Here is a 13,160-nt window from a genome sequence, read left to right as displayed (position 1 = left end):
CGGCGTATGGAAGAGTACGATTTCCTCGTCATCGGTTCCGGCTCCGGGTTGGACGTGGCCAACGCCGCCGTGAACCAGGGCCAATCCGTCGCCGTCGTCGAGAAGGGACCCCTCGGTGGGACTTGCCTCAACCGCGGCTGCATCCCCTCGAAGCAGTTGCTCTACCACGCCGACGTGTACGAGACGATCGAGCGCGCGGACGAGTTCCACATCGACGCCGAGATCGCGGGTGTCGAGTTCGCCGAGATCGTCCGCGAGGTCAACGAGGACGTGGGGGAGTCGTCGGACTCGATCCGCCGTGGCCTGCGCTCGTCGGACCAGCACCGCCTCTACGAGGGCGAGGCTCGGTTCGTCGACGACCACACGATCGAGATCCACGGTGGGGAAGAAGACAGCACCCGCGTCCGCGCGGAGACCATCCTGATCGCGGCGGGCACCCGACCGGCGATTCCGCCGATCGACGGCATCGAGGACGTGGAGTACCTCACGAGCCGCGAGGCGCTCCAGTTGGAGACGCCGCCGGACCGGCTCACCATCGTCGGCGGCGGCTACATCGCCGCCGAACTCGGCCACTTCTTCGGCACGTTCGGCACCGACGTGACGATCCTCGGCCGGCGGCCCACCCTCCTCCCCAACGCCGACGAGGAGGTCGCCGCGGCGTTCACCGACCGCTACGGCGAGCGGGTCGCGGTCCACACCGGTCACGCGGCGACGAGCGTGCGCGAGACGGGCGGCGAGATCACCGTCGAAGCGCTGCCGTACGAGTACGACGACGGCGAGGACGGACACGTCGTCGAGGCCGGTGACACGCTCAGCGTCACCAGCGACGAACTGCTCGTCGCGGCGGGTCGGGTGCCGAACACCGACACGCTCGATCTGGAGCACACCGCCGTCGAGACGGACGACGACGGGTTCGTCGAGACCGACGAGCACCTCCGGACCGACGCCGACGGCGTCTGGGCGCTGGGCGACATCGTCGGCGAGTACCTGCTGAAACACAGCGCGAACCACGAGGCCCGGGCGGTGATGCGCAACCTCTTCGGCGACGAGCCCGAGCCGGTCGACTACTCGGCGATGCCGTTCGCGGTGTTCGGCTCGCCCGAGGTCGCCGGCGTCGGCGCGACCGAGGAGGCGCTGCGGGCCGACGGTGCGGAATACGCGACCAACACCTACCGCTACGACGACACCGCTCGCGGGAAGGCGATGCACGCCGACGGGTTCGTGAAAGCCATCATCGATCTCGACGGCGAGATCCTCGGCTGTCACATCGTCGGCCCGGACGCCTCGACGCTGATTCAGGAGGTCGTGACGGCGATGACCGCGGGCAGCGGGACCGTCCGGGATATCCGCGAGTCGATCCACGTCCACCCGGCGCTGCCGGAGGTGGTCCAGCGCGCCTTCTCCGGGCAGTTCACGCGGGGCGGCGGCGCCGGCCACCAGCATCACCACTGACACCTCGGTAACACCGACGTAACCCCGTTACCCCGCGGTTCGCCCGCGCTTTTCCCGCTGGGTTGGGTACGGTACTCGCATGACGAACGCGGCAGTCGTGATCCTCGCAGGGACGGACGGGCACGCAAACCTCGGTCGACTCGTCAACGGACTCGAAACCGCGCGGGAGTTCGCCCGGAACGACGACGACGAGCTCGAACTGATCTTCGACGGCGCGGGCACGCAGTGGATCCCGGAACTCGAAGACGAGGACAGCGACTACCACGACCTCTACGCCGCCGTGAAGCCCGAGGCGTCGGCGTGTGAGTACTGTTCGGGCGCCTTCGGCGTCGATGAGGCCGTCCAGGACGCCGGCGTCGTCCAGCTCGACGACCACGACGGCCACCCGAGCATCCGGTCGCTGGTCGACGACGACTACGAGATCATCACGTTCTGACCATGCGAGCTGTCCCAGTACGGCAAGCGATCGCCCGAGCGCCGGGGGCTTTTCGGGACCGGGCTCGAACTGCCCCGTGATGCCCCCGACGACGGCGAGAAGCCGACGCCCTCGACCGACCGCCGCTCGCGGGTCGGCGAGCCGGTCGTCCGCGCCGATCCGGAGATCACCGGCGAGCGTGCAGCGGAGGCGATCGACTTCGACCCCGACGACCCCGAGAGCGTCGAGCACGCCGCCGAGGTGCTCGCCGCGTTCGCCGACGGCGACGGGCCGGGCGACTACCTCGACATGCTCCGCGGGGCGGCGGCGTGTGCGGCGCTGGTCCGGGGCGTCGGCTCCTACCGCGAGGCCGCCGAGCGCGCCGACGGCGTCTCCGTCTCGTTCCTCCGGACGTGGGCCCGGGTTCACGACCTGCCGCAGTCGGTCCGGCGCCACGTCGCCCGGGGCAACATCGCCCCGTCGACAGCGAAACATCTCGCGCGCGTCGGCGGCACCGCCCGGCTGGATCTGGCGTGGGCGACCCTCGACCACGACCTCACCGTCCGGGAGGTGCGCTCGCTGGCGAGTGAGATCACCGACGGCGCGTCGGCACAGGAAGCGCTGCGTGAGCGGGGGATCGAACTCGGCGACATCGCGCTCTCGCTGCCGGTCGAGCAGTACCGCGAACTCCGGCGCGAGGCGTCGATGCGCAACGAGCAGCCGGGCGACGTCGTCGCCGAGGCGCTCGCCGAGCGCTACGACTGAAGGAAGCGGACGGCGGTCTCGGCGATCGTTTCTCTGGCCTGCTCCACGTCGGCCCACTCGATCGTCTCGTCGGGGAAGTGGGCCTGCTCGATGCTTCCGGGGCCGAACAGCACCGTCGGAATCCCGGCGGCGACGTAGTGTCGGGAGTCGGCGCCGTAGGTCGCGCCCCGGGGCTCGGTGTCGGGAACGCTCGTCGCTTTCATCGCCGCCTGGAGCGTCCGCACGATCGGCTCGTCGGCGTCGGTTTCGGCGGGCTCGAACTGGATGCTGAACCGCTCGAAACTGGGGGGTGCGACGAGAGCCAGTCGTCGCCGTCGACGACGGTCTGCAGCGCCGCCTCGTACTGCGCTTCCACCTCGTCGACGGTCTCGCCCGGGGCGACGCCGAAGCGCATCTCGGCCGTGAGCGAACTCGGCACCGAGGAGGCCCAGTTACCGGCCTCGACGATCCCGATCACGATCGGCCACGGGACGGGGTACTCCTCGTACAGCGGGTGCGTGACCGTCTCCCCGCGCTCGGCTTCGAGCGCTTTGAACGCCGCGCGGATGCGCTCGAAGTGGGGGAGCACGTCCTCGCCGCGCCAGCGCGAGGCGGCGTGGGCTGCCCGGCCCTGGATCTCCAGGCGCTTCATCACGGTTCCCTCGACGGCCGTGACGGGGGTCAGCTCGGTCGGCTCGGCGACGATCGCGGCGTCGCGGTCGAAGGGGTAGGGGTTCGACAGCGCGGCCGCGGCGGCGCCGATGCCGCCCTCCTCCTCGCCGGCGACGGCTTCGACGACGAGTCGGCCGTTCAGGTCGGCCGAGTCCGCGCGCTCGGCGGCGTCCAGCGCCGCGAACACGCAGGCGGCGACGGGCGCCTTCATGTCGACGGCGCCGCGGGCGGTGAGCGTCTCCGCGCCGTCGTCGGTCTCGCCCCAGACGGGCTTGAACGGGTCCGACGACCACGCGTCCTCGTCGGCCGGCACCACGTCGAGGTGGCCGTTCAGGACGAGCGTCGGGCCGGCGTCGGGATCGCCGAACTCCAGTACGCCCGCCACGCTCGGTCGGTCGGCCGTGTCGATCAGGTCCGGGTCGTCCGGGAACGAGGAGTGATTCGCCAGCGCCTCGGCGTCGGCGAGCCACTCGTACGTTTCGAACCCGAGCGCGTCGAGTTGCTCCCGGGCCCACGCCGCGGCATCGGCCTCCCCGCCGTCGACGGTCCGGGACTCGATGAGCCGTTCGGTGAACGTCCGGATGTCCATGACGGGGGGTCGGTCGGCGGGGGCTTAGCTTCGAGGGAACCGTAAACGCTTACCCGGTGCTCCTACTGGGTTGGGGTGAGGGCTGATAGCTCAGTTTGGGAGAGCGTCTGGCTTTTAACCAGACGGTCGGGGGTTCAAGTCCCTCTCAGCCCGTTTCTCCGACCAACCGACCCGCGAGCGCCGTCGACGCCTCAGTTCTCGCCCTGATAGGTCCCGTCGTACGTCCCCTCGTGGTCCGCATCCGCGACGACGAACTGCCCGATCCGGGCCCCCTGCTCGATCTCGATCGCCCGGCCGACCTGCAACAGCCCCTCGCCGCGGCCCTCGTACCCGGCGTCCCAGACCGCCGTATCGAGCGAGCAGGTGTTTCGCAGCAGCGTCGAGCGCGGGAGCACGAACCCAACACTGTCCTCGGGTACCGCCAGTCGCTCGCCGTAGCGAACCACGTAGTCGCCCGGTTCGAGCCGGTAGATCGGCGGGTCGCCGCCGTGTGGGTCGACCTCCGTGCGGTCGCCGACGGATTTCCCGTCGCGGCCCACGTAGCCGGGGCTGGTCTGTTCGAACACCGCTGCGACGGTGAGGTCGACGCCGTTCGGTTGGACTGCGTCGTCGGCGACGCCGTCGATGCCGGCGGCGAGGCTGGCTCCGGAGCGGAACATGGTCGGCGGTTCGGCCCCGGCGTCAAAACCCTGCCGAACCCGTCGTGAGCGCCTCTCGCCCGCCGTCGTGCGGGTGTGGCGGCCGCACTTCGTTCTCGCCGGATTTATCACCGTACCAAGCCCATCTTGGAACGATATGGGAAAGACAATCACGGAGAAAGTCCTGGACGATCACCTCGTCGAGGGCGAGCTGACCCCCGGTGAGGAGATCGGGATCGAGATCGATCAGGTGCTGACGCAGGACACCACCGGTACGATGGTGTGGCTGCAGTTCGAGGCGCTGGGTCTCGACGAAGTCCAGACCGAACTCGCCGCGCAGTACTGCGACCACCAGACGTACCAGTTCGACTTCAAGAACACCGACGACCACCGCTTCCTGCGCTCGGCGGCGGGCACCTACGGCGCCCACTTCTCCCGGCCCGGTAACGGTATCTGTCACAACGTCCACAAGGAGAACTTCGCCGCGCCCGGCAAGACGCTGCTCGGCTCGGACTCCCACACGCCGACGCCCGGCGGCCTCGGCCAGCTCGCCATCGGTGCGGGTGGCCTCGACATCACCGTCGCGATGGGCGGGGGCGCCTACTACGTCGAGATGCCCGAAGTCGTCAACATCCGACTCGAGGGCGAACTCGGCGAGTGGGCCACCGCGAAGGACGTCATCCTCGAGCTGCTGCGACGCCTGAGCGTCAAGGGCGGGGTCGGCAAAGTGTTCGAGTACACCGGCCCCGGCGTCGAGACGCTCTCCGTGCCGGAGCGAACGACGATCACCAACATGGGGACCGAGCTCGGCGCTACCTCCTCCATCTTCCCGACCGACGAGCGCACGAAGGAGTGGCTCGAAGAGGTCGACCGCCCCGAGGACTACGTCGACCTCCAGCCCGACGACGACGCGGAGTACGCCGACGAGATCGTCGTCGACCTCTCGGAGATCGAGCCCATGATCGCCGAGCCGTCGATGCCCGACAACGTCGTGCCGGTCCGCGAGGCCGCGGGCCAGTCCGTCGAGCAGGTCATGATCGGCTCCTGTACCAACGGCGCCTACGAGGACATCCTCCCCGCCGCGAAGATGCTCGAGGGCCGCGAGGTCAACAAGAAGACCGAGATGATCATCGCGCCCGCCTCGAAGCAGGCCTCCGAGATGCTGGCTCGCGAGGGCTGGACGGCCGAGCTGATGGCCGCCGGCGTGAACTTCTCCGAGGCGACCTGTGGTGCCTGTATCGGGATCGGCCACGTCCCCGGCAGCGACACCGTCTCGCTGCGCACCTTCAACCGCAACTTCGAGGGCCGCTCGGGGATCGAGGACGACTCCGTCTTCCTCTGCTCGCCGGAGGTCGCCACCGCCGCGGCGATCAAGGGCGAGATCGTCGACCCGCGTGACCTCGCCGACGAACTCGGCGACATGGAGGACCCCGGCTTCGAGCTCGGTCGCGGCTACGACCGACACGACGTCGACCTCATCGCCCCCGACGAGGCCGTCGACGACGAGCTCGTCAAGGGCCCCAACATCGGCGACGTGCCGCTGAAGGACCCACTCGAGTCCAACCTCGAGGGTGAGGTGCTGCTCCGGATGGACGACAACATCACGACCGACCACATCATCCCGGCCACGTCGGACATCCTGAAGTTCCGCTCCAACGTGCCCAAGCTCTCGGAGTTCACGCTCTCGCGTGTCGACGAGAGCTTCGCCCAGCGCGCGCTGGACGCCGACGGCGGCTTCCTCGTCGCCGGCGAGAACTACGGCCAGGGCTCCTCGCGTGAGCACGCCGCCCTCTGTCCGATGTACCTCGGCGTCGAGGGCGTCCTCGCGCAGTCGTTCGCCCGCATCCACAAGGCGAACCTGTTCAACTTCGGCCTCGTCCCGCTGACGATCGACGAGGACGACTACGAGCGCATCGAGCAGGGCGACAACGTCGAGATCGTCGACGACGTCGGCGCCGGCGTGCGCTCCGGCCAGGACGAGTTCACCTTCCGCGTCAACGACGAGTGGGAGGGGACCGCCCACCTCGACGCCTCCGAGCGCGAGCGCGAGATCCTCGCGGCCGGTGGCAAGCTCTCGTGGACGAAGCAGCAGGCCCAGGACGGCAGCGGCGCCGCGCCGGCTGACGACTGAACCGATCACGGCTCGCGTCCTGCCGCGCGCTCCGTCGCGCGGCCAGGGAGCGTGATGCCGTGATCGTGTAGCCACCCACGGCTCGCGACTTGCGGTTCTCCGTTCTTTTTCGCCCCAGCGACGGCGCCTGCGGCCACGGCGTTTATGCCGCCAACCGGCCTACACGGACGCGTGACTTCCACCCCGGAGGCGTCGGACGCTGGGGACCTCGTCGTCCGCGAGGCGGAGCGTGCGGACCTGCTCGCGGTGTTCCGCATCGAGAAGGCGGTGTTCTCCCAGCCGTGGCCGTTCGCGTCCTTCGAGCGGTTCCTCGGCACTCCCGGCTTCCTGGTCGCGCTCCGGGACGGCGCCGTCGTCGGCTACGCGGTCGCCGACGTGAGTTCGACCCAGGGCCGGGATCTGGGCCACCTGAAGGATATCGCCGTCCACCCCCAGGCACAGGGCGAGGGAGTCGGGCGGACGCTGCTCCGGCGCGTGCTGTTCACGATGGCCGTCAACGGCGCCAGCGTCGTCAAACTCGAAGTGCGGGAGCGCAACGACGTTGCCCAGTCGCTGTACGAAGACGTGGGGTTCGAGCGCGTCCGGCGGGTGCCCGGCTACTACGACGACGGGGAGGACGCCTTCGTGATGGTGCTCGATCTTGCGGCGTGGCAGGGTTAGAGCACGCCGAGCAGGTCGGCGGCGAGATAGAGCTGGCCGAGTCCGGCGACGATCATCACTACGCCCGCAGCCTGTTTGATGCGGCCGGTGTACCCGCCGACGGAGCGCCAGACGTCGACGCCGGCACCGGCGAGCAGCGTCACGCCAGCCAGCGGCGCGGCGACGCCGAGGGCGTACGTCCCGAGTGCGAGCCCGCTCGCGGCGCCGTCGAGTGCGAGCGCCTGCGCGACGACGCCGAGGAACAGCGGGACGACACAGCCCGCGGCGGCGATCCCGTACACCGCGCCGAACACGCCGAACCCGAGCAGTGTGTCCGGCCGGCTCGGCAGCCGAACGTCGACGCCGAGCTCCCCGCCACGCAGCGTGAGGACGCCGAACACCACCAGCGCGACCCCGACGACCGGCTCGAACAGCGGGAGTGCTCGCGTCAGCGACCGGCCGAGCGCGAGCACGAGCCCGCCAACGAGCGCGAGCGCGGCCAGCGTCCCCGCCGACGCCGTCGCCGCGGCCGGGACCGCGGCCACGCGCTGGTCGCTCTCGCGCAGGTAGTAGCCGACGTAGCCGGGGAGCAGCGGGAACGCACAGGGGGCGAAAAACGTCGTGACGCCAGCGCCGGCGGCGAACCCGAGCACGCCGATCGTTCCCGGGTCAAGCATCGGTCACGGCGTCCAGTTCGGTCCGGAGCGTGTCGGCGTCGACGAGTCCCCCGTGTTCGAACTGCACCGCCCCTCGGCGTCGACGATCGCGACGTACGGCAGGCCGTCGGCGCCGAAGGCGGCCATGAGCTCACTCCCGGGGTCGATCCCGACCGTCCAGGCGCCGTCGTTCTCGGCCCACCAGTCGGCGATGTCCGCCCGCGTCAGCGACTCGCTGGGGCGCTCGTTCGTCACGGAGACGAAGCTGACGCCGTCGTACTCCCCGCGAACCGAGTCCAGGATGTCGACCTGCTCGTCACAGGGCGCACACCAGGTCGCGAACAGGTCGACGACCGTCACGCGCTCCGGGGTCGGCACGAGCGTCGCCCCCGCCTCGGAGCCGGGGGCGTCGAGCGTCTCGACGCGGATCGGCAGGTCGTCGGTCGTCCCCCCAGCAGGCCACTGCTGGCGGCCCAGAGGCTCCCCCGGTCAGGCCGACGCCGGCGAGTGCAGCGAGTGCCCGCCGTCGGTTCATGCCTCTCGCAGCGTGGTCAGGTCGTCGATGATCGTCTGTTGGTCGGGGGAGGAGGTCTGGTACGCCCGCTCGACGTAGCCGTCGGCGTTGACGAGCAGCGTCAGCGAGGTGTGGGCGAACATGTACATATCCATGTCCTCGGGCTCGGTGCGGCGGAAGTCGACGCCGAACTCCTCCTGAACGACCGTCTTCGCCCGCGATTTGGACTCCGGCCGGAGGAACTGCCAGCCGTCCTCGGCGGTGGTGACGTTCATCTCCTCGGCGTACGTCTCGAGTCGGTCGGCGGTGTCCCGCGCGGGGTCGAACGTCACCGGCGCGAACGTCACGTCGTCGGCGTAGTCGTTCGACTGTGCGTGGGCCTGGACGTTCCGGAGCGTGCTGATGAGGACGGGACAGACCGTCTGACAGTGGGAGTAGAAAAACGTGAGCAGGGTCGGTTTCCCGGGGTCCTGAAGCGACAGCGAGCCGCCGGCTAGCGGTGCGGGAAGCGTCACGTCGGCGACCTGCTCGCCCCACGCGGGGTAGGGCACGTCCTCGCTCTCGAACGGTCGGTCGGGCTCGGACAGCGTCACGTCGGGGTTGCCGCCCAACCCGACGGCGCCGAGACAGCCTGCTGTTGCACCGATTGCGGTGGCGGCGCCAGTCGATCTGATGAACGTCCGTCGATCCATACGCGTCGTTGGCGTGCTGTTCGGTTAGGCGATTTGGTGCGAGCGTCGAAACGCCCGGCGCCCCGCCGCCGAGCGGCAGTGAACACATCTGTTTTGCCCCTCCGGGTCGACTCCCCGGTATGGGATACCGCTGTCCGGTCTGTGGCTCGCCCCAGCAGGACGACGAACACTTGGCGAACCACCTCGCGATGACCGCGATGCTCCACGGCGAGGACCACGAGGCCTGGCTCGACGACCGCGTCGCCGAGTGGGGCGAGTACACCCCGCCGGAGCTGGCGGCCGAGGTCGTCGACGACGCCGAGGCGATCGACTACGACGAGGCGACCGCCGAGGACGCCGCGGTCGACATCCCGACCGCGGCGGGTGACGACCACGAGCACGAACACGCGGGCACGCACCCGACCGAGGAGCTCGCCGACCCCGGCGAGGTTCCTGACTCGGGGTTCATCGACGAGGCGGCCGAGCAGGCCGTCGCGGAGGCCCGCGAAATGACCCGGAAGCGCCGTGAGAACCTGGCAGACAGCGGCGACGATGCCGACGACGGCGCCGACGCCGCCGACGACGCGTGATCGCGCCGCATCGCCACCGGTAAGCCGGCGCCGCTCGGACAGTGCGGTATGCGAACGGAAGGTGTGTTCTCCCCGAGACCGAGGCTGACGCCGCCGAGGCGTTTGACTCCGTCGGCCCCGCCGCCCAGACGGTCGTGCGCGAGACGGCCAAGGCGATGTCGTTCGACCGCGAGGAGTACGACGAGCGCGTCACCGGCGAGGTCGTCGAGACGGCCCGCGACGCCCTGTTCGCGTCGCTGTTGACCGTCACCGTCGGCGACCGCGAGGCCTGGGAGACCTGGCGCGAGGACCACCCCGAGTACGATGTCCACGTGAACGGTTCCGAGCACGTCGACCGCGTGGTCTGGCACGCCTCGCCCGCCACAGGGACGGCCGTGGCGGCGACGTTCCAGTCCGAGGAAGACGCCGCCGTCGCCACCCTGCGGCGACAGGCGTTCGGCCGGATCTACCGCCCGCTGTTCGAGGACGGTGCGGGCGAGTAGATGACCGCGTACCCGCCCGAGGACGGCCGCCGCCACGAGTCGCTCCCGGAGTCGCCCCCGGCTGGCAGGTGATCGAGAGCGTCCCGGAGTACGAGACCGGCTGGTTCGTCGGCGGCTACGACCTGGTCGAACAGCCCGACGGGAGCCGGAAGCGCTACTACTGGGCCGAACTCCCGACCGCGGTGGTGGTCACCGCCGTCACCGACGATCACGTGCTGTTCGTCGAGCAGTACCGGCCGACGATCCGGCACGAACAGCTCGAACTCCCCGCCGGCGTCGTCGAGGCCGGCGAGTCCTACACCGCCGCGGCCGAGCGCGAACTGGAGGAGGAGACCGGGTTCCGCGCGGACTCGCTGTCGGTGCTGGAGGAGGTCTGGGTCGCGACCGGGCTGCTCAGACACAAGCGGGCGTACGTGTTCGCGGAGGGGCTCGAACCCACCGAGCAGAACCTCGACGCCAACGAGTTCCTCACGCCGCGGGCGGTGCCGATCGAGGAGGCGATGTCGACGGTTCGCTCTGGGGCGATCAACGACGCCACACTCCAGGGGCTGTCGCTGGCCGACGCCAAGGGGCTGCTGTAGGCTGTTCTCTGGATGCGGGTCGGGCCGACGACGGTTCGTGGGCTTCAACCCACCAGCTCCGTTACCGCGTGTATGGACGAGATTTCGCCCGAGACGGTCGCCGAACTGCTGGCCGACGGCGCGTCGCCGACGGTCGTCGACATCCGCAACCCGGCGGCGTTCCAGCGGGGCCACATCCCCGGCAGCCTGAACGTCCCGTTCCAACAGCTCCCCGACCGCGTCGCCGAACTCGCCGACGCCGACCACGTGGTGACGGTCTGCCCGCACGGGAAATCCAGCGTACAGGCCGCGAAGCTCATCGAGTCCTACGAGGGGACCGCCGACGCCACCGTCGAGAGCATGGCTGGCGGGCTGAGCGCGTGGGAGGGGCCGATCGAGTCCGGCGACGACAGCGGCGGGTCGGAGCCGGACGAGGGGCCGGCGCCGTTCTGAGTCGCGGTCGTTCGCCTACCGACCCGAGCGCAGCCGTCCCACGGCGAGCACACCGGCGATCGCGCCGACGGCGGCCGGCACGCCGAAGCCGGGGACGCTCGTTCGACTGGTCGACTCGACCGACACCGCGAGGGACTCCCCGTTGGCGCCGACGCGCTGCTGTCCGGGCTCGGTCAGCTCGACCGTCGCGCTGACCGTCTCGCGATCGTTCGGCCCGACTGCGACGGTCCGGGTCGCCACCGTCTCGCCGCCGCGGGTGAACGCGACCGTCGTGTTGCCGGGCACCGAGTCGTCGTTGGTCACCGTTGCGGTCACCGTCACCTCGTCGCCACGTGCCACCGTCGTTGGCTCGACGCTGAGGTCGGTCACGCTCGGGGTCGCCGGCTGGCGAACCCTGACGGTGAAGCGCTCGCCGGCGATCGAGACGGTGTACCGCCCCGGCTCCGCGAACCGGTGGGCGAGCGACGCGTTCGTCCGGCCGTCCGGGGCGAGCGTCCCGTTCGTGGTCGCGACGACGGCGTCGCCGACCCGGAGTGTGACGGTGTACTCGCCGGTCGCGCCGCCGAGGTTCTCGACGGCGGTGCGGACCGAGAGCCGCTCGCCGGCTGCGAGCGTGACGGGTGCGGCGGTCGTCGCGTTGCGGTACGGGCCGGTTGCCCGCAGGTCCGTCGCCGGGTCGAAGCCGACGCGCAGAAGCGCCGCGTCGCCGCCGAACGCGTCGCGGTGGGCCTCGCTGTCCCACACGGCCGGCGCGTCGCTGGTGGTGGTCAGTCGCTCGGCGGCGTCGCGTTCGGCCGCCGTGCCCGCCTCGGCCACGGCCGCGAGGATGTCCTCGTTGCTGACGCTGCCGTGGTCGTTCAGCGCCGCGAGCACGCGCTGGAGCGTGGCGCCGCCGTCGGTCGCCAGCCTGAGCCGCCGGTCGAGCTCGCCGCTGACCAGCGCCCCCTTCCAGTAGTGGGCGTTGTTCGCCCAGTCGCTCGGCTCGGCGAGCACTGACTCCGCCTGCGGGCTCCGAGTGCCGCGCTCCAGATACTCCGAGAGGCCCGGGAAGCCGACGCCCTCCTGCTGGTGACTCAGCAGCGCGGCGTACCACGTCGCGGTGGCCTCGGTGATCCACTGCCCGCTCTCGGTGGTTTGGAACGACTGCCGGGTGTGGACGTACTCGTGGAGCCACGTGCTCCCGGCGCTGTCGATCGGTCGGTTCGCCCGGGCCCAGAAGTCGGTGTCGCCGACCTGGACCCCCTGTACCGCCCAGCCGACCTTGTCGGTCGGCGCCGCGACGGCGAACACCATCGCGTCCCGGTCGCCGACGTTGAGTTCGCGGGAGGCGTTCCCGAGGCCGTCGAGGATCGCTTCGGGGGGTCCGCGAGATCGGCGGCCGCGGGGACGATCAGCCGGATCTCCTGCCCCGCGACCTCGCGCGTGTACTCCTCGTGGGGGCCGAGGAAGGCGGTGGCGCTGCCGACGGCGCCCGCGCCGTCGACGCGAGTCGTCCGGTCGAGGTTGATCGAGGCGGTGGTGCGCCACTCGAGCCCGGTGTTCGGCTGCTGGATCAGCGCCCACTCGCCCACGTCGGCGTAGAGGTACGACCCGCTCCCCGCCATCGGCCCCTCGCGGTCGGTCGTTCGGTTGACTGCCAGGTCGTAGCGGAGCCGCGGCTCGGCGGTCTCACCGTCCCACTCCCAGGTGTCGCCCCCGGCCTTGCTGAACCCCTCGGCCGCCGTCACCGTCGACCGGGCGTCGAGCGTGACCCGGAGTTCGGTCAGCGCCTCGGGCGTGTCGAACGTCTGGACGACGCCGACCGAACCCGGCTGCTCGGGGGTCAACGAGAGGGCGGTGTCGATCGCGAGCGTCGCCGACGCGGTGTCGGCGGCGCTGGCGTCGGCGACGGGGCCGTCGACGGCCGGCGCGCCGGCGACAGCCACCGCCGGCTGCGCGCCGACGAGCAAGAGGA

At 70.6% G+C, this 13,160-nt stretch carries 12 protein-coding genes, 1 tRNA gene and 3 pseudogenes; 10 read left to right on the top strand and 6 right to left on the bottom strand.

Translation table 11 applies throughout. The features are described 5' to 3' along the window. Positions 1 to 6 precede the first annotated feature (6 nt). The 3 genes from SY89_RS12865 (at position 7) to SY89_RS12855 (ending at position 2,632) form a co-directional block, all read left to right on the top strand. Positions 7 to 1,452 carry a dihydrolipoyl dehydrogenase gene (locus SY89_RS12865; RefSeq protein WP_054584518.1) on the top strand — a complete coding sequence of 482 codons (1,446 nt, stop codon included), beginning with the start codon at positions 7 to 9 and terminating at the stop codon, positions 1,450 to 1,452. A 79-nt stretch (positions 1,453 to 1,531) separates the two neighbouring features. Further along, positions 1,532 to 1,888, top strand: coding sequence for a DsrE family protein (locus tag SY89_RS12860; RefSeq protein ID WP_054584517.1), 357 nt, complete (start codon positions 1,532 to 1,534; stop codon positions 1,886 to 1,888). Between the two features lie 69 nt (positions 1,889 to 1,957). Continuing rightward, positions 1,958 to 2,632 (top strand): DUF7119 family protein, encoded by a 675-nt coding sequence (locus SY89_RS12855; protein WP_054584516.1) that lies wholly within the window; start codon positions 1,958 to 1,960, stop codon positions 2,630 to 2,632. On the opposite strand, the pseudogene SY89_RS12850 reads toward SY89_RS12855, so the two are convergent. Further along, positions 2,623 to 3,872 (bottom strand): annotated as a pseudogene (locus SY89_RS12850) (M20/M25/M40 family metallo-hydrolase). The gene SY89_RS12855 and the pseudogene SY89_RS12850 sit on opposite strands and share 10 nt — an antisense overlap. A gap of 79 nt (positions 3,873 to 3,951) precedes the next feature. Here SY89_RS12850 and SY89_RS12845 point away from each other — a divergent pair. Continuing rightward, a tRNA-Lys gene (locus tag SY89_RS12845) sits at positions 3,952 to 4,025 on the top strand. A 38-nt stretch (positions 4,026 to 4,063) separates the two neighbouring features. Here SY89_RS12845 and SY89_RS12840 read toward each other — a convergent pair. Then, on the bottom strand, positions 4,064 to 4,531 hold the full coding sequence (locus tag SY89_RS12840; protein ID WP_054584515.1) for a deoxyuridine 5'-triphosphate nucleotidohydrolase: 468 nt from the start codon (positions 4,529 to 4,531) through the stop codon (positions 4,064 to 4,066). Between the two features lie 136 nt (positions 4,532 to 4,667). Here SY89_RS12840 and SY89_RS12835 point away from each other — a divergent pair, with 136 nt between their 5' ends. Together SY89_RS12835 and rimI are read left to right on the top strand one after the other, a co-directional pair. Then, entirely contained in the window at positions 4,668 to 6,641 is a 1,974-nt protein-coding gene (locus SY89_RS12835) for an aconitate hydratase (protein WP_054584514.1), read from the top strand. Positions 6,642 to 6,785: 144 nt separating this feature from the next. Then, positions 6,786 to 7,301, top strand: a complete 516-nt coding sequence (rimI, locus tag SY89_RS12830; protein ID WP_054584513.1) for a ribosomal protein S18-alanine N-acetyltransferase — start codon at positions 6,786 to 6,788, stop codon at positions 7,299 to 7,301. On the opposite strand, the gene SY89_RS12825 is transcribed toward rimI, so the two are convergent. The 3 genes from SY89_RS12825 to SY89_RS12815 form a co-directional block, all read right to left on the bottom strand. Next, positions 7,298 to 7,957 carry a cytochrome c biogenesis CcdA family protein gene (locus tag SY89_RS12825; RefSeq protein ID WP_054584512.1) on the bottom strand — a complete coding sequence of 220 codons (660 nt, stop codon included), beginning with the start codon at positions 7,955 to 7,957 and terminating at the stop codon, positions 7,298 to 7,300. The genes rimI and SY89_RS12825 overlap by 4 nt on opposite strands. Positions 7,958 to 7,960: 3 nt before the next feature. Next, positions 7,961 to 8,314: a TlpA family protein disulfide reductase gene (locus SY89_RS12820; protein WP_239685625.1), complete on the bottom strand. Its 354-nt coding sequence runs from the start codon at positions 8,312 to 8,314 to the stop codon at positions 7,961 to 7,963. Positions 8,315 to 8,467: 153 nt separating this feature from the next. Further along, complete coding sequence (locus SY89_RS12815) at positions 8,468 to 9,142, bottom strand: SCO family protein (RefSeq protein ID WP_054584511.1); 675 nt, start codon at positions 9,140 to 9,142, stop codon at positions 8,468 to 8,470. A gap of 119 nt (positions 9,143 to 9,261) precedes the next feature. On the opposite strand from SY89_RS12815, the gene SY89_RS12810 reads away from it, so the two are divergent. The 4 genes and pseudogenes from SY89_RS12810 (at position 9,262) to SY89_RS12795 (ending at position 11,206) form a co-directional block, all read left to right on the top strand. Next, positions 9,262 to 9,711, top strand: a complete 450-nt coding sequence (locus SY89_RS12810; RefSeq protein ID WP_054584510.1) for a DUF5810 domain-containing protein — start codon at positions 9,262 to 9,264, stop codon at positions 9,709 to 9,711. Positions 9,712 to 9,759: 48 nt separating this feature from the next. Beyond that, positions 9,760 to 10,193 (top strand): annotated as a pseudogene (locus SY89_RS18665) (DUF5809 family protein). Next, positions 10,194 to 10,774, top strand: a pseudogene (locus SY89_RS12800) (NUDIX hydrolase). It abuts the pseudogene before it with no gap. A 72-nt stretch (positions 10,775 to 10,846) separates the two neighbouring features. Beyond that, positions 10,847 to 11,206 (top strand): rhodanese-like domain-containing protein, encoded by a 360-nt coding sequence (locus SY89_RS12795; protein ID WP_054584509.1) that lies wholly within the window; start codon positions 10,847 to 10,849, stop codon positions 11,204 to 11,206. 15 nt (positions 11,207 to 11,221) lie between these two features. Here the strand turns inward: SY89_RS12795 and SY89_RS12790 are convergent, their stop codons facing one another. Further along, positions 11,222 to 12,499 (bottom strand): hypothetical protein, encoded by a 1,278-nt coding sequence (locus SY89_RS12790; RefSeq protein WP_054584508.1) that lies wholly within the window; start codon positions 12,497 to 12,499, stop codon positions 11,222 to 11,224. Between the last annotated feature and the right edge of the window lie 661 nt (positions 12,500 to 13,160).

The sequence above is a fragment of the Halolamina pelagica genome (assembly GCF_001307315.1).
Lineage (GTDB): Archaea > Halobacteriota > Halobacteria > Halobacteriales > Haloferacaceae > Halolamina > Halolamina pelagica_B.
This window is presented reverse-complemented; position numbering and strand designations above follow the sequence as displayed.